The 24,826-nt window shown below is 70.9% G+C and carries 23 protein-coding genes; 14 read left to right on the top strand and 9 right to left on the bottom strand.

Annotation, left to right across the window (positions count from 1 at the left end; genetic code table 11):
* Positions 1 to 19: 19 nt before the first annotated feature.
* Complete coding sequence (locus tag V6R91_RS33550) at positions 20 to 490, bottom strand: Lrp/AsnC family transcriptional regulator (RefSeq protein WP_336398927.1); 471 nt, start codon at positions 488 to 490, stop codon at positions 20 to 22.
* 220 nt (positions 491 to 710) lie between these two features.
* On the opposite strand from V6R91_RS33550, the gene V6R91_RS33545 reads away from it, so the two are divergent.
* Positions 711 to 3,044, top strand: coding sequence for a transketolase-like TK C-terminal-containing protein (locus tag V6R91_RS33545; RefSeq protein WP_336398926.1), 2,334 nt, complete (start codon positions 711 to 713; stop codon positions 3,042 to 3,044).
* A gap of 41 nt (positions 3,045 to 3,085) precedes the next feature.
* On the opposite strand, the gene V6R91_RS33540 is transcribed toward V6R91_RS33545, so the two are convergent.
* Positions 3,086 to 3,763, bottom strand: coding sequence for a phosphoribosylanthranilate isomerase (locus V6R91_RS33540; RefSeq protein WP_336398925.1), 678 nt, complete (start codon positions 3,761 to 3,763; stop codon positions 3,086 to 3,088).
* Between the two features lie 29 nt (positions 3,764 to 3,792).
* The gene (locus V6R91_RS33535; RefSeq protein ID WP_084344396.1) at positions 3,793 to 4,644 is read right to left on the bottom strand and encodes a MurR/RpiR family transcriptional regulator; all 852 of its coding nucleotides are present in this window, start codon (positions 4,642 to 4,644) and stop codon (positions 3,793 to 3,795) included.
* Positions 4,645 to 4,758: 114 nt separating this feature from the next.
* Here V6R91_RS33535 and V6R91_RS33530 point away from each other — a divergent pair, with 114 nt between their 5' ends.
* Genes V6R91_RS33530 through V6R91_RS33510 form a run of 5 tightly spaced genes read left to right on the top strand, consistent with a single transcriptional unit; the run spans position 4,759 to position 10,206 of the window.
* Complete coding sequence (locus V6R91_RS33530; RefSeq protein WP_336398924.1) at positions 4,759 to 6,045, top strand: ABC transporter substrate-binding protein; 1,287 nt, start codon at positions 4,759 to 4,761, stop codon at positions 6,043 to 6,045.
* 4 nt (positions 6,046 to 6,049) lie between these two features.
* Complete coding sequence (locus tag V6R91_RS33525) at positions 6,050 to 7,036, top strand: carbohydrate ABC transporter permease (RefSeq protein WP_336398923.1); 987 nt, start codon at positions 6,050 to 6,052, stop codon at positions 7,034 to 7,036.
* Positions 7,033 to 7,950 carry a carbohydrate ABC transporter permease gene (locus V6R91_RS33520; protein WP_336398922.1) on the top strand — a complete coding sequence of 306 codons (918 nt, stop codon included), beginning with the start codon at positions 7,033 to 7,035 and terminating at the stop codon, positions 7,948 to 7,950. The genes V6R91_RS33525 and V6R91_RS33520 overlap by 4 nt, the downstream gene beginning before the upstream one ends.
* Positions 7,951 to 7,999: 49 nt before the next feature.
* On the top strand, positions 8,000 to 9,190 hold the full coding sequence (locus V6R91_RS33515) for a trans-sulfuration enzyme family protein (RefSeq protein ID WP_336398921.1): 1,191 nt from the start codon (positions 8,000 to 8,002) through the stop codon (positions 9,188 to 9,190).
* On the top strand, positions 9,190 to 10,206 hold the full coding sequence (locus V6R91_RS33510; protein WP_336398920.1) for a carbohydrate kinase family protein: 1,017 nt from the start codon (positions 9,190 to 9,192) through the stop codon (positions 10,204 to 10,206). The genes V6R91_RS33515 and V6R91_RS33510 overlap by 1 nt, the downstream gene beginning before the upstream one ends.
* Here the strand turns inward: V6R91_RS33510 and V6R91_RS33505 are convergent.
* Positions 10,175 to 10,849, bottom strand: a complete 675-nt coding sequence (locus V6R91_RS33505) for a LysE/ArgO family amino acid transporter (protein ID WP_336398919.1) — start codon at positions 10,847 to 10,849, stop codon at positions 10,175 to 10,177. The genes V6R91_RS33510 and V6R91_RS33505 overlap by 32 nt on opposite strands.
* A 70-nt stretch (positions 10,850 to 10,919) precedes the next feature.
* On the opposite strand from V6R91_RS33505, the gene V6R91_RS33500 reads away from it, so the two are divergent.
* Together V6R91_RS33500 and ligD are read left to right on the top strand one after the other, a co-directional pair.
* Positions 10,920 to 11,816, top strand: coding sequence for a LysR family transcriptional regulator ArgP (locus V6R91_RS33500; protein WP_336398918.1), 897 nt, complete (start codon positions 10,920 to 10,922; stop codon positions 11,814 to 11,816).
* 71 nt (positions 11,817 to 11,887) lie between these two features.
* Positions 11,888 to 12,949, top strand: coding sequence for a non-homologous end-joining DNA ligase (gene ligD / locus V6R91_RS33495; RefSeq protein WP_336398917.1), 1,062 nt, complete (start codon positions 11,888 to 11,890; stop codon positions 12,947 to 12,949).
* Positions 12,950 to 13,000: 51 nt separating this feature from the next.
* On the opposite strand, the gene V6R91_RS33490 is transcribed toward ligD, so the two are convergent.
* Together V6R91_RS33490 and V6R91_RS33485 are read right to left on the bottom strand one after the other, a co-directional pair.
* Positions 13,001 to 14,044 carry an ATP-dependent DNA ligase gene (locus V6R91_RS33490; RefSeq protein ID WP_336398916.1) on the bottom strand — a complete coding sequence of 348 codons (1,044 nt, stop codon included), beginning with the start codon at positions 14,042 to 14,044 and terminating at the stop codon, positions 13,001 to 13,003.
* 107 nt (positions 14,045 to 14,151) lie between these two features.
* Entirely contained in the window at positions 14,152 to 15,600 is a 1,449-nt protein-coding gene (locus V6R91_RS33485; protein WP_336398915.1) for a phytoene desaturase family protein, read from the bottom strand.
* 70 nt (positions 15,601 to 15,670) lie between these two features.
* Here V6R91_RS33485 and V6R91_RS33480 point away from each other — a divergent pair, with 70 nt between their 5' ends.
* A complete protein-coding gene (locus tag V6R91_RS33480; RefSeq protein WP_336398914.1) occupies positions 15,671 to 16,174 on the top strand; it encodes a hypothetical protein in 504 nt (167 codons plus the stop codon).
* A 43-nt stretch (positions 16,175 to 16,217) separates the two neighbouring features.
* On the opposite strand, the gene V6R91_RS33475 is transcribed toward V6R91_RS33480, so the two are convergent.
* Positions 16,218 to 17,465: an acyl-CoA dehydrogenase family protein gene (locus V6R91_RS33475; RefSeq protein WP_271060260.1), complete on the bottom strand. Its 1,248-nt coding sequence runs from the start codon at positions 17,463 to 17,465 to the stop codon at positions 16,218 to 16,220.
* Between the two features lie 192 nt (positions 17,466 to 17,657).
* Between V6R91_RS33475 and V6R91_RS33470 the strand changes: the two genes are divergently transcribed.
* Positions 17,658 to 18,029, top strand: coding sequence for a hypothetical protein (locus tag V6R91_RS33470; RefSeq protein ID WP_336398913.1), 372 nt, complete (start codon positions 17,658 to 17,660; stop codon positions 18,027 to 18,029).
* Positions 18,030 to 18,145: 116 nt separating this feature from the next.
* Here V6R91_RS33470 and V6R91_RS33465 read toward each other — a convergent pair whose 3' ends face one another.
* Positions 18,146 to 18,820: a TetR family transcriptional regulator gene (locus V6R91_RS33465; RefSeq protein WP_067243822.1), complete on the bottom strand. Its 675-nt coding sequence runs from the start codon at positions 18,818 to 18,820 to the stop codon at positions 18,146 to 18,148.
* Between the two features lie 149 nt (positions 18,821 to 18,969).
* Between V6R91_RS33465 and sucC the strand changes: the two genes are divergently transcribed.
* Both sucC and sucD read left to right on the top strand, forming a co-directional pair.
* The gene (gene sucC, locus V6R91_RS33460) at positions 18,970 to 20,136 is read left to right on the top strand and encodes an ADP-forming succinate--CoA ligase subunit beta (RefSeq protein ID WP_231821394.1); all 1,167 of its coding nucleotides are present in this window, start codon (positions 18,970 to 18,972) and stop codon (positions 20,134 to 20,136) included.
* A gap of 38 nt (positions 20,137 to 20,174) precedes the next feature.
* Positions 20,175 to 21,077, top strand: a complete 903-nt coding sequence (gene sucD / locus V6R91_RS33455; RefSeq protein ID WP_067243819.1) for a succinate--CoA ligase subunit alpha — start codon at positions 20,175 to 20,177, stop codon at positions 21,075 to 21,077.
* A 263-nt stretch (positions 21,078 to 21,340) separates the two neighbouring features.
* On the opposite strand, the gene V6R91_RS33450 is transcribed toward sucD, so the two are convergent.
* On the bottom strand, positions 21,341 to 22,816 hold the full coding sequence (locus tag V6R91_RS33450; RefSeq protein ID WP_336398912.1) for an NCS2 family permease: 1,476 nt from the start codon (positions 22,814 to 22,816) through the stop codon (positions 21,341 to 21,343).
* Between the two features lie 91 nt (positions 22,817 to 22,907).
* Between V6R91_RS33450 and V6R91_RS33445 the strand changes: the two genes are divergently transcribed.
* Both V6R91_RS33445 and purN read left to right on the top strand, forming a co-directional pair.
* Complete coding sequence (locus tag V6R91_RS33445) at positions 22,908 to 24,170, top strand: cell division protein PerM (RefSeq protein WP_271061619.1); 1,263 nt, start codon at positions 22,908 to 22,910, stop codon at positions 24,168 to 24,170.
* 9 nt (positions 24,171 to 24,179) lie between these two features.
* Positions 24,180 to 24,782, top strand: a complete 603-nt coding sequence (purN, locus tag V6R91_RS33440) for a phosphoribosylglycinamide formyltransferase (protein WP_336398911.1) — start codon at positions 24,180 to 24,182, stop codon at positions 24,780 to 24,782.
* Positions 24,783 to 24,826: the final 44 nt, after the last annotated feature.

Genomic DNA, 24,826 nt, shown 5'->3' with positions numbered 1-24,826 from the left:
CTCGCCCGCGGCAACGGCCTCAGAGCAGCTGCTCGATCCGGTAGGGCACCATCTCCCGCATCACCAGGCCGGTCGTCGTCCGCTTGACGCCGTCGATGTCGAGGATCCGGCCGGCGACCCGGTAGAGGTCGTCCGCGTCGCGCGCGACGACGCGGATCATGAGGTCCGTGATGCCGGACAGCCCGAGGACCTCGATCACCTCGGGGACGTCGGCGAGCGCCGCGCCGACCTGGTCGAGCTTGCGCTGAGTGACCCGCGTGAGCACGTAGGCGCTCAGGGGGTATCCGAGGACGGCCGGGTCGATCCGGCGCTGGAAGGAGCGCAGCGTGCCGTCCTCGTCATAGCGGGTCAGGCGTGCACGGACCGTGTTGCGGGCGAGACCCGTCGCCTCGGCGAGCGCCACGATGGTGGCGCCCGGCGTGCGGATGAGCTGCCGCAGTAGTCCGCGATCGGTCCGGTCGGCGACTCTCTTCTCTGCCACGGTGCTCATGTCCTCCTGTCGTAGTGAGGGCTGATCTGCGCGTTCTGATCAGTTTTCCTGGTGTCTATTGTCCATCACGACCCTTGATGCTCCAATGAGGTCAGATTCTGCTTATGTTCCTGCTCCTGCGGAGGACGCGCACCAGGCGTCGACGCCAGGGCCCCAGAAGGGCCGGGAGCACCCGGTGCGGGCGAAGACGCCCGTGCCTCCTTCCCGAGGACCCGCGCACATGTCCCTCTCCGTCGTCCCTCTCGCTCCCTCCGTCCCGCCCGTGGATCTCGACGTGCTCGCCCGAGTCGAGCAGCGCGTGCTGTGGCTCGCGACGTCGATGATCCATCACGCGAACCGCGTCCGACCGAATCCGTCGGGCCTGAAGGTGGGCGGGCACCAGGCGTCCAGCGCCTCCATCGCCACGATCATGACCGCTCTCTGGTTCGACCAGCTGCGTCCTGAGGACCGGGTGTCGGTCAAGCCTCACGCGTCGCCCGTGCTGCACGCGATCCACTACCTGCTCGGCGAGCTCACCGACGAGCAGATGACGACCCTCCGCGCCTTCGATGGCATCCAGAGCTACCCGAGCAGAGCCAAGGACCCCGGCACCGTGGACTACTCGACAGGATCCGTCGGGATCGGGGCGACGGCCCCGATCTGGGGAGCGGTGGCTCGCCGCTACGCCGCAACGATCTCGGGCGCCTCTGCGCGAGGGCGCCAGTACTCCCTGGTCGGCGACGCCGAGCTGGACGAGGGGGCGGTCTGGGAGGCGCTGCTGGATCCCCACGTCCCGGATCTCGGGGAGCTCGTGTGGATCGTCGACCTGAACCGGCAGTCCCTCGACCGCGTCGTGCCCAACATCGCGGCGGGAAAGCTCGAGCGGATGTTCTCCGCGGCGGGATGGCAGGTGCTGACCGTGCCGTTCGGGCAGCGGCTCGACGCGCTCTTCTCCCGGCAGGGCGGTGCGGAGCTGCGCGCCCGGATCCTGGACATGCCGAACGCCGAGTACCAGCGCCTGCTGCGCTGCCCCGCCGCCGAGCTGCGACACCGGCTGCCCGGCGCAGGGCAGACGGCCCCCGCCATTCGCGCCCTGCTGGACGGCGTCGGCGACGACGAACTGGTCGAGACGATCCGCAACCTCGGCGGTCACGACCTGGCGGCGCTGCGCACGGCGTTCGCGCAGATCGACGACGAGCGCCCGACCGTCATCATCGCGTACACGATCAAGGGCAACGGCCTGCCGACGGCGGGTCATCCCCAGAACCACTCGTCGCTGCTCACCGACGAGCAGTACACCCGCTTCGCGGCGGAGTGCGGCATGGACTCCGCGGCTCCCTGGGCACGGTTCGGCCCGGACACCGCGGCCGGACGACTGTGCACGGAGACGGCGGCACGGCTCACGCGGACCCCGGTGCCGGAGGCGGCCCCGCCGCGCGTCCCCGCCGACTTCGGCCGCACGCCGTCCGGGACCGGCACCACGCAGGCCGCACTCGGGCGGGTGCTGCTGGATCTCACGCGTTCGGCGCCGGACGTGGCGCGCCGGGTGGTGACGGCCAGCCCCGACGTCAGCTCCAGCACGAACCTGGCCGGGTGGCTCAATAAGGTCGGGGTGTGGTCGACGGACGACAGGCAGGACTGGTTCGACGACGACCCGGAGACGATCATGCACTGGCGCGAGCGACCGAGCGGCCAGCACATCGAGCTGGGCATCGCCGAGGTCAACCTCGTGAGCCTGCTCGGCGAGCTGGGCGCCACGTGGAGCCGCTGGGGCGAGCCGCTGTTCCCGATCGGCGTGCTCTACGATCCGTTCGTCGAACGTGCGCTGGAGCCGTGGTCCTACGGGATCTACGCCGGCGGGCAGTCGATCCTCATCGGTACGCCGTCCGGGGTGTCTCTGGCGCCGGAGGGCGGAGCGCATCAGTCCGTCAAGACGCCGTCGATCGGTCTCGAGCAGCCGGGATGCCTCGCGTTCGAGCCGGCGTTCGTCCAAGAGGTCGAGTGGACGCTGCTGGCCGCGATGGCGCAGATGGGACGGAAGGGAGGGCGCTCGGCGTACCTGCGGCTGTCGACGAAGCCGGTCGATCAGGCGCTGGCGGCGATTCCCTCCGACCCGGCGGCGCGCGAACGGCGCCGCCGGCAGGTCGTCGCCGGCGGGTACCGGTGGCGGACCGCCGCGCGTCCGGCGGCGACGCTCGTGGCCATGGGGGCGATGGTCCCCGAGGCGATCGAGGCGTCGGAGCGTCTGTCCCGCCTCGGCCGCGACGTCGACGTCGTCTGCGTGACGAGCCCGGGTCTGCTCTTCGAGGCCGTCCAGTCACGCGGCGGACAGGACGCCGCAGCGGAGAACTGGATCCTCGATCAGGTGCTGCCGGCCGACCGCGCCGCGCCCATGGTCACCGTCCTCGACGGACACCCGCACGCGCTGGCCTTCCTCGCGGGCGTGCACGGGGTGCCGGCCCGGCACCTCGGGGTCAGCCGTTTCGGGCAGTCGGGCGACCTCGCCGACGTGTACCGGCATCACGGCATCGACGCCGACAGCATGGTCCGTGCCGTCCTCGACCTCACGGACTGAGGCGGTGGCCCAGGCGTGGGCCCGGACCACCGCCGGACCGGTCAGAGCGTCGGCACTCCGGCCGCTCCGCGGACGAACGCGGACACGGCGTCGAGGTCCTTCTCGAACCGTCCGCCCCCGAGGGAACGGTTGGTGCGGGTGAGGGAGTCGACGCCCCACGGGCGTACGACGGCGATCGCCTCCGCGACGTTGTCGGCCGACAGGCCGCCGGCGAGGATCACGGGGACGCTCACGCTCGCGACGATCTCGGCGCTTCGGGACCAGTCGTGGGTGACTCCGGCCGCTCCGACCCCCTGCACGTCCGTCGTGTACGAGTCGAGGATGAGATAGTCGGCCACCTCGGCGTATGCGCGCGCCATGGCGAGATCGCCGTCGGCGCCGACGGCGATCGCCTGCATGATCTCCATGCCTGCGGGCAGAAGCGTGCGCAGCCGTCGCACATCATCCGGGCCCACGGCTCCGATCTCGCCGCACAGGTGCAGGATGTCAGGTTGCACGGCATGGGCCATCCGGGCGATCTCGTCCACGTCGACCTCCACGCTCAGGGCGACCGAACGCGCCCGCCCGCGGAGCGCGGCGACGGTCTCGGCGGCGACGGCCTCGGTGATCTGCCCGGGCAGTCCGACGGAGGTCGGGGTGAGGCCGACGTGGTCGACGCCGAGCCCGGCCAGCGCGACGGCCTCGTCGGCGGACTGCGCGGTGTAGATCTGGACGATCATGGTGACTCCTCGATGCTGGGGTGGGGAGGTTAGAAGGAGCTCTCGACGATCGCCTGGGCGGCGCGCTGATCCCGGGCGAGCACGTCGGCCAGATGCCGGTGACTGTACGCGACGCAGAGGGCGTCGAGCAGCGTGAGCTGGCAGAGCCGCGCGGCGATCGGCTCATTGCGCGTCTCATGCGAGACGCTCTGGAGGACGACGTCGGCAGCCTTCGCCAGATGCGAGTCGCGGTTCCCGGTGACCGCGAGCACCTTGGCGCCGGCGCGGCGGGCGCCCTCGGCCATGCTCACCACGGACCGTGTCTCGCCGGAGTAGGAGATCGCGACGGCGAGGTCCCCCGGTCCGAGCAGGGCCGCGTGGATGTTCTGCACCTGGGCGTCCTGCGGGGCATCGCAGCTGATCCCGAGCCGGCGGCAGCGCTGGTAGAACGACTGCCCGACGACGCCCGACGTGCCGACGCCGCCGACCAGCACGCCGCGCGCCCCGTCGAGCAGATCGAGGGCGGAGGCGAATCCGTCCGCGTCGATCACGTTCGCGGTGTCCTGCAGGGAGAGGGACGCGTGGGCGAAGACCTTCCGCGCGATCGTCATCGGGTCGTCGCCGTCCGCGATGTCGTCGTGGATGAGCTGCATCGGGGTCGCGAGATCACGAGCGAGAGCGAGCTTCAGGTCCGTGAAGCCCGCGAAGCCCGCATTGCGGCACATGCGCAGCACGGTCGTGTCGCTGACGTCGCACGCCTGCGCGACGTCCAGCATCGAGGCTTCCAGCAAGTGCTCCGGGCGGGTGAGGATCCAGTCCGCGACGCGTCGCTCCGTGGCGGACAGGCTCGGCAGGGCTGCACGCAGGAGCGTCATCGCTCCGGCCTTCTCATGGGGTGCCATGCGTCCTATCCTCGCCTCCGCCGTTCCGCGGCAGAAAAGTGGTGCTACCACATCAATTCAGATGAGCATATAGTGATACCACTTTCACCGACAGTGCCGTCCGAAGGAGTTCCCGTGAACAGTCATCTCCGCACCACCGCTGTGGCGGCGCTCGCCGTCGGCGCGCTCGTGGCGTTGTCCGGCTGCGTGGGCGCCGGATCCGCATCCTCCGCGGGCGGCGGCGGGGACGCCCTGACGATCTGGCACGCCTACGCCGGCCAGGAGGACAAGGTCGAGTTCATGACCTGGGCGATGGACGGCTTCAAGAAGGAGCACCCCGACGCGACGATCAAGGAGGTCTCCGCCGAACAGTCCTCCTACAAGACCAAGCTGCAGACCGCGATGTCGACGGGCGACGTCCCCGACGTCTTCTACACGCTGCCCGGGGGCTTCCTCGACGCCTTCGTGAAGAGCGGACAGGTCGCGAAGCTCGACGACGAGCTCGCGAAGGACGGCTGGGGCGAGGGATTCCTGCCGTCGGCGATGGAGTCCGTCACCTTCGACGGCTCGACCTATGCGGTCCCGATCGACATCGACGCCGCGGTGGTCTGGTACAACAAGGCCCTGTTCGAGGAGAAGGGATGGAAGACTCCGACGACCTGGGACGAGTTCCTGAGCCTGAGCGAGCGGATCGCGGCCGACGGCGTGGTTCCGGTCGCCCTCGGCAACAAGGACAGCTGGCCGGCCACGTTCTGGTTCCAGTACGGGCAGATGCGCACGAAGGGCAGCGGGCAGGTCACCGACTTCCTGAACGGCGGCGACATCGCCTTCGACCCGAAGGGCGCGGAACCGCTGCAGACCCTCGCCGAGCGGAAGTACCTCCCCACCGGCGCGAACGGGATGTCGGACCAGGAGGCCAACCTGCTGTTCCTCAACGGCCAGGCGGCGATGGTGCTCAACGGCACGTGGCAGATCGGCATGTCGGCCGATGCGCCGGACGGGTTCGAGCTCGGGTACTTCCCGTTCCCGAGCATCACCGGGGGCGCCGGTGACCAGACCGACACCCTGGCCGGCGTCGCCGCCGCGTTCGCGATGTCCGACGAGGCGGCGGACAACCCGCTGGCCGCCGACTTCCTCCGCTACATCACCAGCCCCGAGGTCATGAAGAAGTACGTCGAGCTGCGCAAGACGATGGTGACGCTGCAGGGCGCGACGACCCCGGATGTGGCGGGCCCGATCCTGTCCGGCGTCGTCTCCGACATCATCGAGCCGGCTGGTCACCTCGACGCGTTCTACGACACCGCCCTGCCGCCCAAGGCCACCACCCTCTACTACTCGACGCTGCAGGGCCTCATCGAGGGATCCGTCGACGCGCAGCAGGCCGTCGCCGCGATCGACGAGGCCGTGGCCGCGGGGGAGTGAGCGGATGGGCAGGGACGATCGAGCGGCCGGAGCGCTCGCGCTGAGCGCGCCGGCGGGCTCCCGTCGCGGCGGGCTGCACCGGGCCAAACGACGGGAGTCGCTGATCGCGGTCGCGTTCCTCGTCCCCGCACTGGGATTCCTCGCGGTGTTCGTCGCCTACCCGCTGGCGAACGCCGGGATGCTCTCGTTCTTCGTGTGGGACGGCTTCTCTCCCCGCGAGTGGGCCGGGCTGGACAACTTCGCCCGCCTCCTCGGGGACGGGATCTTCTGGACCTCCCTGCGCAACAACGTCCTCATCGCGCTCGCGGCGATCGTCTTCCAGGTGGGCCTGGGAATGGTGATCGCGTACTGGCTCGTGCGGGTGATCCCGCGGTTCAAGCGGGCCGCGATGTTCCTCTACGTCATCCCGGTCGTCATCAGCGAGATCTGCATCGGCCTGCTCTGGCAGTTCGTCTACAACCCGTACTTCGGCCTGCTCAACGGGTTCCTTCGCGTCATCGGCCTCGGCGACCTCGCGCAGGGATGGCTGGGAGACAAGAACCTGGCGATGCCCGCCGTGCTGGTGGTCATGAACCTGACGTATCTGGGCCTCTACATCCTGCTGTTCGTCGCGGCCTTCCAGGACGTGGACGAGTCGGTGTACGAGGCGGCGTCGCTGGACGGGGCCGGGCACTTCCGCACGTTCTTCGGCATCAGCGTCCCGATGATCCGGTCCAACGTGCAGGCGACCGTGCTCCTGGCGGTCGTCACCTCGTTCAAGACGTTCTCCCTCGTCTTCGTCATGACCCGGGGTGGGCCCAGCAACGCCACGGACGTGGTCTCGACCTACCTCTTCAAGACCGGGTTCGGGAACTTCGAGGCCGGATACGCCTCGGCGATCGGCATCGCCCAGCTGCTCATCACGGTCGTCGTCGGCGTTTTCGTGCTCGCTGTGTCGCGGCCCCGGACGCCGGGCAGCCGGGTGCGGACGACGAAGGAGGTCATGCGATGAGCCAGGCGACCATGGCCGTCGTGGTCCCCGACGAGCCGCGAGACACACGCAGGCAGGAGCGGCGGCGCGAGCGTGAACGCCTGCCGCGTACGCGGCTCGGGTGGGGCACGGTCACCGTCCTGGTGCTCCTGGGCGTCCACCTCCTCGTCGTGCTGTTCCCGTTCGTCTGGATGCTGTACAGCTCCTTCAAGACGAACCAGGAGTTCCAGGGGTCGGTCTGGTCGCTGCCCTCCGCCCTGCAATGGGACAACTACGCCACCGCGCTGGCGGACGGGTCCCTCGCCCTGTACGCCGGGAACTCGCTCCTCGTGACGCTGGCCTCCGTGCTCGTCACGGTCGCGATCGCCACCGCCGCGGGCTACGCCTTCGTCGTGTACCGCACCCGGTGGATGCCGGCGGTGGAGCTGATCATGCTCGTCGCGATGGCGATCCCCGCCTACATCGCGCTGGTCCCGCTGGTCGCGATCATCCGTGAGATGGGGATGCTGGACACCCTGCCGGGCGTGATCCTGCCCACGGTCGCCTTCAACCTGCCGATCTCCGTGCTCATCATGCGGGGGTTCTTCGCGACGGTGCCGCGCGATCTGATCGAGGCGGCCCGCATCGACGGCGCGTCCGAGCTGACGGTGTTCGCCCGCGTGATGGTGCCGATCGCGAAGCCTGCGATGTTCACGACAGGCATCGTCAACGTCATCTGGGTGTGGAACGACTTCCTCTTCCCGCTCGTGATCCTCAACAGCCCGGAGCGCAAGACGCTGCCGCTCGGTCTCACCGACTTCGTCGGGGAGCGCACCACGAACTACCCCGTGCTGCTCGCCGCCATCCTCCTCGCCGCGCTCGGCTCCTTCCTCGTATACCTGGTGTTCCAGCGCCATGTCATCGGAGGGCTGACGAGCGGCGCGCTCAAGCAATGACCTCCCGGCGCACGCCGGAGCCCCGCACGTCGAACAGAAAGGACGCTCCGTGGACAATCCGCACGAGCTGAGCCTCGCCAGCCGAGCCGTGTTCTACTCGCCCGAGGAGAGCACGCAGTCGATCAGCTACCCGATCTTCATGTCGGCCAACTACCAGTACGACGGTGACGCCTACGACCGGGTGGTCGACGGCGCGCGCCGCAGCGTCAACATCTACAGCCGGTGCGGCAACCCCAACGAGTACAAGCTCGACGACCAGATGGCGCTCATCTCGGGCGCGACGGACGCGCTCGCCGTGGCCTCGGGCATGGCGGCGGTCTCGCACGCCGTCCTGGGGCTGCTGAAGGTGGGCGATCACGTCGTCGTCGACCTCACCACCTACAGCTCCACGCACGAGTTCTTCGACCACCGGATCCAGGACTTCGGGATCGAGGTCACCTTCGTCGACTCCTCTGACGTGGACGCCGTCCGGGCGGCGATCCGCCCGGAGACGAAGGCCGTGTACGTGGAGACCATCGCGAACCCGACCATGAAGGTCGCTCCCCTCGGGGAGATCGCCGCCCTCGCGCACGAGCGCGGGATCGTCGTGATCTGCGACAACACCTTCGCCAGCCCCGTCGTCTGCCGCCCGCACGAGCACGGTGTCGACATCGTGCTGGAGAGCGCGACGAAGTTCATCGGCGGGCACAACGACGCGGTGGGCGGGATCATCAGCATCCGTTCCGAGATCCTCCCCGAGGACTGGCTGGAGCAGATCCGCTGGAACACGCTCACGAAGCTGGGCGGAGCGCTGTCGCCGTTCAACGCCTGGCTGCTGCTTCGGGGCATCCAGACGCTGCCCCTGCGGGTGGAGCGGATGACGGAGAACGCGGGCCGGCTGGTGGAGTGGCTCGACGCGCACCCGAAGGTGCGGCGGGTGTACTACCCGGGCCACCCGTCGCACCCCCAGTACGCGGCGGCGCGCGAGCAGCTGGACTCGCCCGGGGCGATGCTCGCGTTCAGCGTGGGCACCGAGGAGGAGGCGGCGCAGGTGTGCAAGAGCCTGCGGCTCGCGTCGTTCGCGGCCAGTCTCGGCGGCGTGCGCACGGTCACGCAGCTCCCTGCGACAATGGCCTTCCTCGACATCCCCGAGGAGGAGAGGCAGCAGATGGGCGTGACCCAGGGCATGATCCGCGTGTCCGTCGGCATCGAGAGGATCGACGACCTCATCGCCGACTTCGCCCAGGCGCTCGGGGACTGATGCCCGACACGGACGCGCGGGTCGTGCGCACCGAGGTCGTGCTGCTCGGCGACCTCAACGTCGATCTCCACCTGGACATCCCGGCGTACCCCGCGCCGGGCGGCGACGGGGTGGCGACGCGTCAGCGGACCGGGTTCGGCGGATCCGCCGCCAACACGGCGGTCATGCTCACGAGGCTCGGCGTGCGCGCGGCTCTCGTGGCGTGCGTGGGAGACGACGATCGGGGCGCCGAGGCGATCTCGGGTCTTGCCGCGGAAGGCGTGGACACCGGCTTCGTCCGGCGCAGCGGCACGGAGGCCACCTCGCTCAACGTCATCACGGTGACGCCCGACGGGGAGCGCACCATGTTCGCCTACCGCGGGGCGAGCGCCGAGCTGCGCTCAGCCGACGTGCCGACGGACCTCGCCGGCGCGGCGCACCTGCACGTGTCCGGGTACGCCCTCCTGGCGGAGCCGCAGCGGTCCGCCGCGCAGGAGGCGGCGCGGCGTGCGCGCGCGGCGGGGATGACGGTCTCGCTGGACGTGCCCGTGGACCCGGTGTCCGCGGTGCCGGCCGTGCTGCGCGACTTCCTCCGCCTGGTGGATGTCGTCGTCGTCGGAGCTGCGGACGCGCGGCGGCTGACGACGGAGAGCGACGACGAGGCCGCGGCGCGGGCGATCCTTGTGTGCGGGCCCTCGGTCGTGGCTCTGACCGGGGGCTCGGCGGGTTCGCTCCTGTGCACCGCCTCGGGCGCGGTGCGGGCACCGGTCCCGACGGTCCGCCCCGTGGACACGACCGGCGCCGGAGACTCGTTCTGCGCGGGGCTGATCGCCGGACTGCTCAGAGGCGCGACGGACCCGATGGTCGTCGGTGCCCTGGCGAACACCTGCGGCGCCGCGGCCGTGGCCGTGCCCGGAGCGGGCGCCGGGCTGCCGGGGATCGACGGCATCCGTGCGGCGCTCGAGGACCTCCCCGCACCGGTCCGTGATGCCGTGGGCGCGGTGCTCAGCCCTCGAACAGGGGGAGCACGAGGCTGATGCCCAGGGCGATCATCACGACGGCGATCCCGGCATCCAGGAGGCGCCAGGCCCGCGGTGTGCGCAGCCACCGGCCGAGGTAGCGCGCGCCGAACCCCAGAGCCGTGAACCACAGGGCGCTGGCGGTGATCGCTCCGAGGGCGAACAGCCAGCGCTGGCTTCCGTGCGTCGCGGCGACGGAGCCCAGCATCAGGACCGTGTCGAGGTACACGTGGGGATTGAGCCAGGTGAGCGCGAGAACGGTGAGGACGGTGGTCCGCAGCCCGGTGCCGCGCGTCAGGGTCGCGGTTCCCCCCGCGGCTCCGCTCGGGCTCACGCCCTGCGGCGTGGGCCTCTCCGTCGCGGGCGTGGTGAGGGACTCGCCTCCCCGCCACGCCCGCCGCGCGGCGAGCAGCCCGTAGACGACGAGGAACGCCGCGCCGGCGACGCGGGCGATCGCGACCAGCCACGGCGCGGCCTGGACGAGGAAGCCGAGCCCGGCCACCCCGGCCGCGATGAGCACCGCGTCGGAGAGGGCGCAGATCAGGACGACGGGGAGGACGTGCTCGCGCCGCAGCCCCTGGCGCAGGACGAAGACGTTCTGGGCGCCGATGGCGACGATGAGGGAGAGACCGAGTCCGAGGCCGGCGAGCACGGTGAGCATGTCCCGAGGGTAGGTGGCGGTGCGTCCGTAGATCCAGCGAAGATTCCTTAACGATCATTAGCATGACTTCATGCAACTGGATCCGATCCTGGCCGAGACCGTGGCCGCCGTTCTCGACGAGGGGACGTTCGATGCCGCCGCTCGGCGACTGCACGTGACGCCGTCCGCCGTGAGCCAGCGGGTCAAGACCCTGGAGGAGGATCTCGGCCGGGTGCTGCTGGTCCGGTCCAAGCCCGTGCGCGCCACGGAGGCCGGTGAGGCGGTCGCCCGCTTCGGGCGGCAGATCTCGCTGCTCGAGCGGGACACGATCGCGGGCTTCGGCCTCGCTGCGGACGGCGGCGAGACGGACGTCCGGATCCGCGTCCCGCTCGCCGTCAACGCCGACTCCATGGCGACCTGGTTCCTGCCGCCGCTGGCGCGCATCGCGCAGCTCCACCGCGTCGAGTTCGACCTGCACCGCGACGACCAGAGCTTCACCGCCCGGCTGCTGGAAAGCGGCACCGTGATGGCCGCGGTGACCTCGGAGTCCGTGCCCGTCGGCGGGTGCACGGTGGCCGGGCTGGGAAGCCTGCGCTACGTGCCCGTGGCGACCCGGGAATACCGGGACCGGTGGTTCTCCCGAGGCCTCACCTCGGACGCACTCGCGACCGCGCCGTTCGTCGACTTCGACCGGAGGGACTCCCTCCAGCACGACTGGCTGCGAGCACGCGACGTGGACCCCTGGAGCGTGCCGCGACACTACGTGCCCGCGTCGCACGACTTCGCCGTCGCGGTCCGCCTCGGCCTCGGCTGGGGCCTGTTGCCGGTCGTCCAGGCCGAGCCGGCGCTCGTCTCCGGCGAGCTCGTCCGGCTCGACGACAGCGAGACGGCCGTGCCCCTGTTCTGGCAGCAATGGAACCTGCGCTCGCCGCTGCTCGACGCGATCGCCGGTGAGGTCCGCGACCACGCCTCCCTCCTGCTGAGGTGACGCGCGTCCGCCCGCGCGTCCCGTGGTCCCGGGGCCTGGTCAGCCCGCTCTCGGGGCCATAGGGTCGTGGCATGGCCTCCGAGCGCATCACGCTGACCGTCCCCGGCCCGAAGGGCGACCGCACCCTGGACCTCTCGAGCCCGAACCGCGCCGTCTGGCCCGACGCGGACGGCGGCCCGATCACGAAGGCCGAGCTCGCGGACTACGTCCAGGCGGTCGCCGAGCCGTTCCTCGCCGCGAACGGGAACCGCCCGGTCTCCCTGGAGCGGTTCCGCGACGGGATCGGCGGCGAGAGCTTCTTCTCGAAGAACCCGCCCAAGGGGACGCCGGACTTCGTCGAGAGCGTCATGTGCACGTACAACAGCGGACGCAAGCATCCGCAGATCGTGCTCACGGAGGCCGCCGCGATCGTCTGGGCGGTCCAGATGAACACCGTCGTGTTCCACCCCTGGGCGTCGCTCGCCGCGGACACCGACAACCCGGTGGAGCTGCGGATCGACCTGGACCCGCAGCCGGGAACAGGCATCGCCGAGGCCGTCGCGGCCGCGCACGAGCTGCGTTCGGTCCTCCGGGAGGCGGGCCTGGAGCCGTACATCAAGACGAGCGGGAACCGGGGCCTGCACGTCTTCTGCCCGATCGTGCCCGAGCACGAGTTCCTCATCGTCCGGCACGCCGTGATCGCGGCCGGTCGCGAGCTCGAGCGGCGGATGCCCGACCTGGTTACGACCGCCTGGTGGAAGGAGGAGCGCGGGGAGCGGATCTTCGTCGACTTCAACCAGGCCAACCGCGACCGTACGATGGCCGGCGCGTACAGTCCGCGAGCGCTGCCCTGGGCGCCCGTGTCGACCCCGATCCACTGGGACGAGCTGGACGAGCTGGATCCGACCCGCTTCACCGTCCGGACGATCCCGGGGCGCCTCGCCGAGACGGGGGACCCGTGGGCGACCCTGCAGGACGCACCCGGACGCATCGACACCCTCCTGCAGTGGTGGGAGCGCGACGTGGACAACGGCCTCGGTGAGATGCCGTTCCCGCCGGAGTTCCCGAAGATGCCCGGCGAGCCGCCCCGCGTCCAGCCGAGCAAGCGGGTGGAGGCGAACTGGGACGCCGAGGGGAACCGGATCGCCGACTGAGACGGGTCCGCCTCCGCGGCACGGTCGCCGTCGCCGTCTGCGTCTGCGTCGTCAGGTCAGGACGTCGGCGAGATCGTAGCCGGCGACCGTCTCGAGCTGCTCGTACGTGCACGATCGCGGCTCCCGATCCGGACGCCAACGGTCGAATTGCACGGTGTGGCGGAAGCGCCACCCCTCGAGCTGGTCGTAGCGGACCTCGAGCACGCGCTCCGGACGCAGCCGCACGAAGGACACGTCCTTGGCACCGGAGAAGCGGGACCGCTCTCCTTCGCCGGTCACGGCCTCGCCGGTCTCGTCCCGCTCCACGAGCGGATCCAGCTCCTCGACGAGCTGCTGCCGCATCGCGTCGCTCCACGCCGCCACCCCGCCGACCTGGCGGAGCTCGCCGTCCTCGCCGTAGAGCCCCACGAGCAGGGATCCCACCCCGGACCCGCTCTTGTGGACGCGGTAGCCGAGGGCCACCACGTCGGCGGTGCGCGCGTGCTTGACCTTGATCAGCGTGCGCTTGCCCGGCGCATACGGCTGGGCGAGCGGCTTGGCGACGATGCCGTCGAGTCCCGCGCCCTCGAACTCGGCGAGCCAGCGACGGGCGAGGTCCGGATCCTGGGTCGTCCGGGTGAGATGGAGGGGAGGCGCGGATCCGCCGATGAGATCCTCCAGCCGGGCGCGGCGCTGCGCGAAGGGCAGGTACTGGAGGTCCTCGTCGCCGACGGCGAGGAGGTCGAAGGCCACGAACAGTGCCGGCGTCTCCGCGGCGAGGCGCTGCACCCGGGAGGCCGCGGGGTGGATGCGCTGGCTCAGCGCCTCCCAGTCCAGCCGTTGCGAGCCGGGCGGGCCCGTGGGAACGACGATCTCCCCGTCGAGCAGGCAGGGACCGGGGAGAGCGGACGAGAGCGCGTCGACGAGCTCGGGGAAGTAGCGGGTCAGCGGCTTGGCGCCCCGGGAGCCGATCTCCAGCTCCTCCCCGTCCCACGCCACGAGCCCGCGGAAGCCGTCCCACTTCGGCTCGTACAGCAGTCCGCCGTCGACCTTCGCCGGGTCGGGGACCGCCGTCGCGGCTTTCGCGAGCATCGGGGCCGGGATCTCGTAGCGCATGGCACCATCCTGCCCCGTCGCCTCGCCCCGCGTCACGCCCGTCGAGTGGTCACTTTCTGCGGGTTCGAGGCGATTCAACCCACAGAAACTGACCACTCGATGCGAGCTCAGCCGAAGAGGTCGGCGAGCTCGGCGTGTTCTCCCGCGTCGGCCAGGGCGGTGCGCGCGGCGAACCACCCCGCCATGCCGTTGACGCCCGGGCCGGGAGGCGTCGCGGCCGAGGCGAGGTAGACGCCGCGCATCGGCGTGCGCCACGGCGCGGGGGAGACGACCGGACGCTTCACGGCCTGCCGGAGGGTGAACGCCCCTCCGAGGATGTCCCCGCCGATCTCGGCCGGGTTGATGTGCACGCGCTCGCGCGCCGTGACCGCGTGCGAGGCGAGGATCCGGTCCCGGAAGCCCGGCGCGAAACGCTCGATCCGGCGCGTGATGATCTCCGTCGCGTCCAGATCCGAGTCGGCCGGGACGTGGATGTACGACCACAGGGTGTGCTTGCCCTCGGGGGCGCGGGTCGGGTCGAGCACGGAGGCCTGCACGGTCAGGGCGTACGGCGTACGGCTCACCCCGCCGTGGGCCACGGCGTTCTCGCTCGCCCAGACCTCGGTGCGGGGTCCGCCGACGTGCACGGTCGGGGCGAGGGCGACCTCGGGGTTCGCCCACGGGACCGGACCGTCGAGCGCGAAGTCCACCTTCGCCGCCGCGGCGCCGTATCGGTATGCGCGGATCGCGCGGGCATACCGTTCGGGGACGTCCGGCAGGGTGAGCAGCAGTCGCGGGGAGGTGTTCAGCATCAGCAGGTCGCCGGCGTCGGGGTTGCCCCAGTCGAGCGCCGCGAGATCGGTCACGTGCGCACCGGTCTCGATCGTGCCGCCATGGGCACGCAGGTCGGCGGCGAGCACGTCCGCGAGGTGCTGGGCCCCGCCGCGCGGGTACACCCAGCCGCCCGCGTGCGCATGGGCCGCGAGCATCACCCCGGCCCCCGCACCGCTGAGCGAGGGGAGTGCCGTGTTCGCGTGGGCCATCACGCCCGCGATCAGTCCCTGCGCCTCGGGGGTGCGGAACGTCCGCGCGGCCAGTGGGGTCCCCTGCTCCAGCACCCGCAGCCCGAAGCGTGCGGCGGTCACGGGGTGCCGCGGGAAGCGCAGCAGCGGCGAGCCGGTGAAGTCCGTGACCCCGTCGATGTGCCGGCTGAGGGGACGCAGCAGTGCCAGCCAGGCGCGTCCGTCCGGACCCAGCTCCTCCGCGGTCCGCTCGATGTCGTGCCATGCGACGGCCGCGCGTCCGTCGTCCAGCGGATGCGCATATGCCGCTTCGGGAATGATCCAGTCGAACCGGTCGAGGCCGAACGCGCGGAAGAACGGCGAGGCGTAGGCGACCGGGTGCACCGAGGAGCACACGTCGTGCACGAAGCCGGGGAGGGTGAGCTCCTCGCTGCGGACGCCGCCCCCGATGCCGCCGGCCGCCTCCCGCACGTGCACGGAGTATCCGGCGCGGGCGAGGCTGACGGCGGCGGCGAGCCCGTTCGGGCCGCTTCCGATCACGGTGGCGCGGGGCATGAGGCCAGTCTGTCACGCGCGTTCCGATCGGGGCGGACGGACCGCCCCGGGACGTGCGATCCTGGAAGGGATGAACGAAGTGCAGGGGCCCACCCCCACCGGAACCTCCCGCCCCTACAAGTCCCTCGCCGACGCTCTGCGCGCGCACCGGATCCCTCCGGAGAACCACGCGTTCATCGAGGCGGTCGTGGACGCCGTCGGCATCACGTCCTTCATCGACCGGGGCCGCTACATCGAGGCTCTGCGTCGCGGCGACGGCGCGCCGCTGCACATCGGACGGACCTACACGAACGGCTTCACCGAGGATGAGCAGGTCGTCGTCGGGTCCCGGGCGCTGCCGCTGCTGCCCAGCGAGGGCCGGGCGCCGTACTTCTACGTGGTGCATCCGAGCGAGCTGCCCGCGTCGTCCTCGTCCGCCGCCGCCCGACGGACGCCCCGGCCGTCAGCGGGGCCCCGGGCCGTGCGGGCCGAGCCCCGCGCCCCGAAGCCGAAGCCGGTGGAGGAGCGCGACTACGGCGTGTGCGACGTCTGCTTCATGGTGCGCACCCCCGCCGGCGGCTGCGCCTGCGACTGAGACCCGCGCCGGTGTGAGCGGACGCGCTCACACCCGATCGCGCTCAGACGAACGCGCTCATCCCGGTGATGTCGCGGCCGATGAGCAGCGCCTGCACGCTCTCCGTCCCCTCATAGGTGTGGATCGCCTCGATGTCCGCCATGTGCTGCATGACGCCGTTCTCGAGCAGGATCCCGTTGCCGCCGAGGAGATCGCGTGCGGTGGCGGCGATCCGGCGCGCGGCCCGCGTGTTGTGGAACTTCGCCAGCGACGCCTGGGTCGGGCGCAGCGTGCCGGCCGCATCCATGTCGGCCATCCGGCGGCAGTACAGCTGCATGGCGGTGAGGTCCTCGATCATGTGCGTCAGCCGCTCCTGGACCATCTGGAACTTCGCCAGGGGCTTGCCGAACTGGATGCGCTCGGTGGCGTACGTCAGGGCCGCCTCGTAGCAGGCCGTGGCGTGGCCGAGCGCGGACCAGGCCACGCCGGATCGGGTCGCATACAGCACCGTGGACGCGTCCTTGAAGCTCTTCGCCCCCGGGAGCACGGCGTCCAGGGGCACGCGGACGTCGTCGAGGCGGATGTGCGCCTGGAAGATGCCGCGCAGCGAGGCCTTGCCGGTGATCACGGTCCCCTCGTACCCCTCGCGGTCCTGCTCGACGAGGAAGCAGCGCACCGCGCCGTGGTCGTCGGCGCCCTCGTCCTCCACGCGCGCCCAGACGAAGGTGATCCCGCCGGACGCGCCGTTGCCGATCCACTTCTTCGCCCCGCGGATGACCCACTCCCCGTTCCCGTCCGCCGAGGCGACCCGGCGCGCGGTGGTCTCCAACGAGACCGAGTCGGAGCCGTGATCCGGCTCCGTCAGGGCGAACGAGCCGAGGACGCTCGCGTCGGCGAGCGGGCCGAGCCAGCGCTCCTGCTGCGCCGGGCTGCCGAAGAGCGCGAGCGTGCGCAGGGCAAGGCCCCCCTGGACCGCGAGGATCGTGCCGAGGGATCCGTCCCCCCGGGAGATCTCCATGTTCACCAGGCCGGCGGCGAGCGGGCTCATGGGAGTGAGCGCCGGGTGGACCACGCCGTCGACGACGAGGTCGTGGGCGCCCATCGCCCGCGCAGCCTCGAGCGGATACTCCGCCTTGTCCCAGGCCTCCGTCATCCGGGGCGCCACCTCATCGACGTAGGCGCGCGCACGGTCCCACGCGGCGCGGTCCTCCTCCGGGATGTCGGCGAAGACGGCGTAGTAGTCGGTGTCGCGCCGACCGGTCAGCGCGTAGGACGAGACGCGCTCGCCGGGGAAGGGGGCTTCGTTGCTCATGGGTCCTCCGAAGCGACGAGGGAATGAGACTGAGTCTCACGTCGCATGGGACAGCGTACCGCTTCCGCCGCTCGACGCTGCTCGCTCTGCACAGAGCGGAAGGCGCGCCGGTTCTCCCCACTCTTCGGAACCGTGCGCGTTCTGGTGCTTCGCCCCTGGAAAAGTCGTGCCCACCCACGGGAGGATAGGAGCGTGCTCACCATGAACGAAACACAGGTCTGGGCGGTGATCGGTGTCCTCGCCGCAGCGCTCGTCGGGATGATCACGGTGACCACGCAGCTGCTGACGCGGACCTTCTCCGCGCAGTTCGCCACGGTGGACGCCCGGTTCGACGCGCTCGACGTGAAGCTGGACGGCTTCCGCACCGAGATGCTCCTCCGATTCGAGAACGTGGACCGGCAGTTCGAGCAGGTGGAGCGACGCTTCGAGCAGGTGGATCAGCGCTTCGAACGGGTCGAGAAAAGGATCGAGCAGGTCGAGCACCGGATCGATCGGGTCGAGAACCGGCTGGACGGCATCGATCGCGACATCCAGGGGATCACCAAGCGCGTGATGCCCGACTGACCCCGCGCGTGCGCCGGTGCCCCGCGTGATTCGGGGCGGGGTATGGGGCGGATTCGCCCCGTAGCAGACCCCGAGTCGCGGGAACGCACCCCGAACCCGCGCGGTCGGGAAGGGAATCAGTCGGCGAGGTCCTGGCGGAGGCGTCGCGTGATCTCGGCCAACGGCATGGTGCGCGGGAAGAGCGCCACCACCATGGCGTCCTCCCCGGGTGTCGCGGCGTCGTCCGGGTGGACCCCGAAACGACGCATCGCGTCATCGAGAGCGCGGCGGAGGACCGAGACCGGCGTGCGGGCTCCGCGCAGCAGCCGCCGCAGCACGTGGTTGTGCACGGCGGTCACGATGGCGGCGAAGCTCACCGCATCGAGGGGGTCGAGGCCGGGCAGCGAACGGCGCAGGTACTCGTCGAACAGACGCTCGTAGCGGAAGACCGTGACGATCTCCCGATCGCGCAGGGTCGGCACCTGGCGCACCACCTGGTAGCGCCGCCGGGCGAGCTCCGGATCCGCGGCGAAGCGCCGGAAGACCATGACCGAGGCCTCGCACACCGCGACCCACGGGTTCGCATGCGGCTTGTCGAGGTACGTGCGCAGGGACGTCAGCATCTCCTCGTGGTCGGCGAAGATCACGTCGTCCTTGCCGCCGAACTGCCGGAAGAACGTCGAGCGCGAGATCCCCGCGGCCTTGGCGATCTGCTCGACCGAGGTCGCGTCGAAGCCGCGTGTGGCGAACAGCTCCAGCGCCGCGGCGACGACGGCGGTGCGCGTGGGGGACACGTCGGCGTGCTCGGTCATAGCAGGAGAGCCTAGCCCCCTCGCGGTGCGCGCCACGGCGGTCGGTGGCGCGGATCCGCGGTAGTAGGCTGGGGGATCGGGTCGAATGATATCGACACCCGACAGCACCTGTCGCGTCCCACCCGCCGCAACCAGCGAAGGACTGCACTGTGGATCTCTACGAGTACCAGGCACGAGACCTTTTCGAATCCTACGGAGTGCCGGTTCTCGCCGGCATCGTCGCCGACACCCCCGAGGAGGTGAAGGCAGCGGCCGAGAAGCTCGGCGGCGTGGTCGTCGTCAAGGCGCAGGTCAAGACCGGAGGCCGCGGCAAGGCGGGCGGTGTCAAGGTCGCCAAGACCCCGGATGAGGCATACGAGGCCGCCAAGGCGATCCTCGGCCTCGACATCAAGGGTCACGTGGTCCGCCGCGTCATGGTCGCCGCCGGCGCCCGCATCGCCAAGGAGTTCTACTTCTCGGTGCTGCTGGACCGCGCCAACCGCTCGTACCTGAGCCTCTGCTCGGTCGAGGGCGGCATGGAGATCGAGCAGCTCGCCGTCGAGAAGCCCGAGGCGCTGGCGCGTATCGAGGTCAACCCGCTCACGGGGATCGACAAGGACAAGGCGCTGGAGATCGCGAAGGCTGCGAACTTCCCCGAGGAGCTCCTGGACGCCGTCTCGGACGTGTTCGTGAAGCTCTACGAGGTCTACAAGGGCGAGGACGCGACGCTCGTCGAGGTCAACCCGCTCGTGCTGACGGAGGAGGGCGACGTCATCGCCCTCGACGGCAAGGTCTCCCTCGACGACAACGCGAGCGAGGTGCGCCACCCGCAGCACGAGGAGCTCGCCGACAAGGCGACCGAGGACCCGCTCGAGGCCAAGGCCAAGGAGTCCGGTCTCAACTACGTCAAGCTCGACGGCCAGGTCGGGATCATCGGCAACGGCGCGGGCCTGGTCATGTCGACCCTGGACGTCGTCGCCTATGCCGGCGAGAACCACGGCGGCGTGAAGCCCGCGAACTTCCTGGACATCGGCGGCGGCGCCTCCGCGACCGTCATGGCCGCGGGGCTGGACGTCATCCTGGGCGACCCCCAGGTCAAGAGCGTCTTCGTGAACGTCTTCGGCGGCATCACCTCGTGCGTCGCCGTGGCGGAGGGCATCGTCAAGGCGCTGGAGATCCTCGGGGACGCCGCCACGAAGCCGCTGGTCGTCCGTCTCGACGGCAACCAGGTCGAGGAGGGGCGTGCGATCCTCGCGAGCGCGAACCACCCGCTCGTCACCCTGGCCGCCACCATGGACGAGGGCGCCGACAAGGCCGCCGAACTGGCGAACGCCTGACCTTCGACGAGCTCAGCGACCGGATAAGGATTAGAGAAATGTCGATCTACCTCAACAAGGACTCCAAGGTCATCGTCCAGGGCATCACGGGCGGCGAGGGCACCAAGCACACCGCGCTCATGCTCAAGGCCGGCACGAACATCGTCGGCGGCGTGAACGCGCGCAAGGCCGGCACCACGGTCTCGCACACCGACAAGGACGGCAACGCCGTCGAGCTGCCGGTCTTCGCCTCGGTCGAGGAGGCCATCGAGAAGACCGGCGCGAACGTCTCCGTCGCGTTCGTGCCCCCGGCGTTCACCAAGAGCGCGATGATCGAGGCCATCGACGCCGAGATCCCGCTGCTCGTCGTCATCACCGAGGGCGTTCCCGTCGGCGACTCGGCGGAGGCGTGGGCGTACGCGGTGGAGAAGGGCGGCAAGACCCGGATCATCGGCCCGAACTGCCCCGGCATCATCACGCCGGACGAGGCGCTGGCGGGCATCACCCCGGCCAACATCACCGGAAAGGGCCCGATCGGACTCGTGTCGAAGTCGGGGACCCTGACCTACCAGATGATGTTCGAGCTGCGTGACCTGGGCTTCTCCACCGCCATCGGCATCGGCGGCGACCCGGTCATCGGCACGACCCACATCGACGCGCTCGCGGCCTTCGAGGCCGACCCGGAGACCAAGGCCATCGTGATGATCGGCGAGATCGGCGGCGACGCCGAGGAGCGTGCGGCCGAGTTCATCAAGGCCAACGTCACCAAGCCGGTCGTCGGCTACGTGGCCGGCTTCACCGCCCCGGAGGGCAAGACCATGGGCCACGCCGGCGCCATCGTCTCGGGCTCGGCGGGCACCGCGCAGGCCAAGAAGGAGGCCCTCGAGGCCGCCGGCGTCAAGGTCGGGAAGACCCCGTCCGAGACCGCGGCGCTGATGCGCGAGATCATCGCGGCGCTGTAAGCGCTAGACTCGACGAGAAGGCCCCGAGCTCCACCTCGGGGCCTTCTTTCGTCCCCGGCGCCTCTCTGCTCCCCGTCGCTCCTCTCCGGTCCTCGTCGCTCCTCTGGTCCCTCTCCGGTCCTCGCGTCCGTTCCCGGGCTCGCCCTGCGCCCGTACCGCCGAGACCCCCTCTGCGCGCCGAGACCCCCTCGCCCGCGCGTATCCCTGAGGGGGTCTCGGCGGGCAGAGGGGGTCTCGCGGAGTGGCGCGGTGCCGCGGCGGAGTCAGCCGGCGAGGAGGGCCTCGATCGGACCGCGCGCGAAGAAGACCACGAACCCGGCGGTGACGATCCACAGCAGCGGGCTGATCTCCCGTGCCTTTCCGGCGAAGGAGCGGATGAGCACCCAGCTGATGAAGCCGGCACCGATGCCGTTGGCGATGGAGTAGGTCATCGGCATCACGGTCACGGTGACGAACACCGGGAACAGCGCCGTGAAGTCGGTCAGGTCGATGTGGCGGATCTGGCTCATCATGAGCGCTCCGACGATGACCAGCGCCGCGGCGGCGACTTCCGTGGGCACGATCGACACGAGCGGCGTGAAGAACATCGCCACGGCGAACAGCAGGCCGGTCACGATGTTGGCCAGCCCCGTGCGCGCCCCCTCGCCGATCCCGGCGCCGGACTCGATGAACACCGTGTTCGACGATCCGGAGGTCAGACCGCCCGCGACGGCGCCGACGCCCTCCACGATCAGCGCGGACTTCAGGCGCGGGAAGTTGCCGTCCGCGTCGGCGAGGCCCGCCTCCTTGGAGAGGCCCGTCAGGGTGCCCATGGCGTCGAAGAAGTTGGTGAAGACCAGGGTGAAGACGAGCATGAGCGCGGCGAGGACACCGATCCTGCCGAACGCCCCGAAGAGGTCGACCTGGCCGACCAGCGAGAGGTCGGGGACGGCGAGGAGCTGCTCGGGCAGCTTCGGCTCCGTCAGTCCCCATCCGCCGGGGTTCACGGTGTCGCCCGAGACCTTCGGCCCCAGGTGCCAGATCGCCTCGACGACGACCGCGATCACGGTGCCGGTGACGAGCCCGATCAGGATGCCGCCCTTGACCTTCAGCCCCACGAGGATCGCCGTCAGCAGCAGGGTCACGACGAAGATCAGGGTCGGGATCGTCGCGACCGATCCGCCCACGCCGAGACCGACCGGCGGGGAGTCGCTGCCGGTCGCGGTCGTGAATCCGGCGTTCACGAGGCCGATGAACGCGATGAACAGACCGATGCCGACGGTGATCGCGAGCTTGAGCTGCATCGGCACCGCGTCGAAGATCATCCGCCGCAGCCCCGTGGCGCTGAGCAGGACGATGATGAGCCCGTTGATCACGACGAGTCCCATCGCCTCCGCCCACGTGACCTCCCCGACCACGGAGAAGGCGAGGAAGGCGTTGATGCCCAGGCCCGCCGCGAAGCCGAAGGGAAGACGCGCGACGAGCCCGAAGAGGATCGTCATCACGGCGGCGGTGAGGCCGGTCACCGCGCTCAACTGGGCGAAGTCCAGTCTCGTCCCGTCGATGTCGGCGGTCGTGGACAGGATGATCGGGTTGAGGATGACGATGTACGCCATCGTGACGAACGTCACGACGCCGCCTCGGATCTCCGCGGCGACGGTGGAGCCACGGCGCGTGATCTCGAAGAAGCGGTCGACGGCGCCGCGCGGCTCGGCGGGCGCCTCCGGGGACGGGACGCGGGACGGGGGGACAGCTGACATGGGGGACCTCCGATGCACGACGTTATCGGCTCGGGGCACCCGCGCGCGCCCCGAGCGTCCTCCGAGCCGGAGCCCGTAGGCTCAGGGGGTCATGCCTCGCGTCCTCATCGTGCTCCTCGCCGCCGTCGATGCGGCCGTCGCCGCCGCGGTGGGACTCGCGCTCCTGCTGGCGCCCCTGACCGTCGCGTGGATCATCGCGTTCGGCGTCGACGCGGACTGGGGCGCGCTCTGGCCGACCACGTCGACCCTGTGGCAGCTCGGGCACGGCGTGCCGGTCTCGCTCGCCCTCCCCGATGCGGTCGTGCGCGAGGTCGGGATCGCCCCCGAGGCGGCGTCGTTCGTCGTGTCGCTGGCACCTCTGCTGTTCCTCGCCTTCACCGCGATCTTCGCCGCCCGTTCGGGCCGTCGGGCGGCCTCCGCCGGCTCGTGGCCGTCGGGAGTGGTCGCCGGCGTGCTCACCTTCACCGCGATCTCGGTGCTGGTCGTGCTCACCGGCGTCGGCGCGGTCGCGACCACGCCGTGGGCCCTCGGTGTGATCTTCCCTGCCCTGACCTACCTGTGCGGGGCGCTCGCCGGCGCGGTGGCGACGGCGTGGATCGACGGGGACGGCGGGATCGTCGACGCCGTGCACGACCGGGTGGACGCCGCGGGCGACTGGGCGGGCGTTCCCGGGGACGCGGTCCGAGGGGCGAGCGCGGCGCTGGTCGCCCTCGTCGGCTCGGCGGCGCTCGCCGTGGCCGTGGCGGCGCTGCTGCGCGGCGGCGAGGTCGTCGCCCTCTTCGAAGCCCTTCGCGTGGACGGTCTCGGGGTCACCGCGATCAGCCTGGGCCAGCTCGCCTACCTGCCGACCCTCGTCTGCTGGGCTGTGGCGTGGCTGGCCGGTCCCGGCTTCGCGCTCGGCACCGGCACCGCCGTCTCGCCGGCCGGCACCGAGCTCGGCGTCGTCCCCGGCATACCGATGCTGGGACTGCTCCCCGAGACGACCTCTCCCTGGATGCTCGTCGTCGTGCTGATCCCCATCGGCGCCGGCGCGCTGGCGGGATGGATCATCCGCTCGCGCCAGGCCTCGGCCGGGAACGAGCCCGACGTGCTGCCGCAGGCGACGACGGCGCTGGCGATCGCGGTGCTGGCCGCGGGCGGCGCGGCGCTCCTCGCCGTGCTGTCGTCGGGCTCGATCGGGCCGGGCCGCCTCGCCGACGTCGGTCCCGACGCGGGGCCCGTCGCCCTCGCGGTCGGCATCGAGGTCCTCGTCGGCGCGGGCATCCTGCTGCTCGGTCCGCGTCATCGGGACGAGCTCCGCGCCGAGGAGCTGCTCGGCACGGACGAGGTCGGGCGCGAGGATCCGCGCGGCTAGACTGAACGCGTGCTTTCGGTCGCCGTTCTCATCTCGGGCACCGGCTCGAACCTCCGTGCCCTGCTCGATGCGGCCGCCGACCCCGATTACCCGGCGCGCATCGTCGTGGTCGGGGCGGACCGCGAGGCCGACGGCCTCGTCCACGCCGAGGAGTTCGGGATCCCCTCCTTCACGGTGCCGTGGCGCGCGCACGACTCCCGCGAGGCGTGGGGCGCCGAGCTCGACGAGCAGCTGCGCGTGTGGAAGCCCGACCTCGTGGTGCTGAGCGGACTGATGCGTCTGCTGCCGCCGTCGGTCGTGGCGGCCTGGGCGCCGCGCATCATCAACACCCACCCTGCCTTCCTGCCGGAGTTCCCCGGTGCGCACGGGGTGCGGGACGCACTCGCGGCCGGCGTCTCGCAGACCGGCGCCAGCGTCATCGTCGTCGACGACGGGGTGGACACCGGGCCGATCCTCGCGCAGGAGCGCATCCCGGTGCTGCCGGGGGACACCGAGCACGTGCTGCACGACCGCATCAAGCCCGTCGAACGTCGCCTCCTCATCGACGTCGTGCGCCGGATCGCCACCGGTGAGATCGACCTCGCCCGCGCGCGCGCCGCCGCGCCCTCCTGACTCCGTCACCCGTTCCGCCGTACACCGCCCCCGATCCGGAAGGA

This window comes from Microbacterium sp. CCNWLW41 (assembly GCF_037083505.1).
This window is presented reverse-complemented; position numbering and strand designations above follow the sequence as displayed.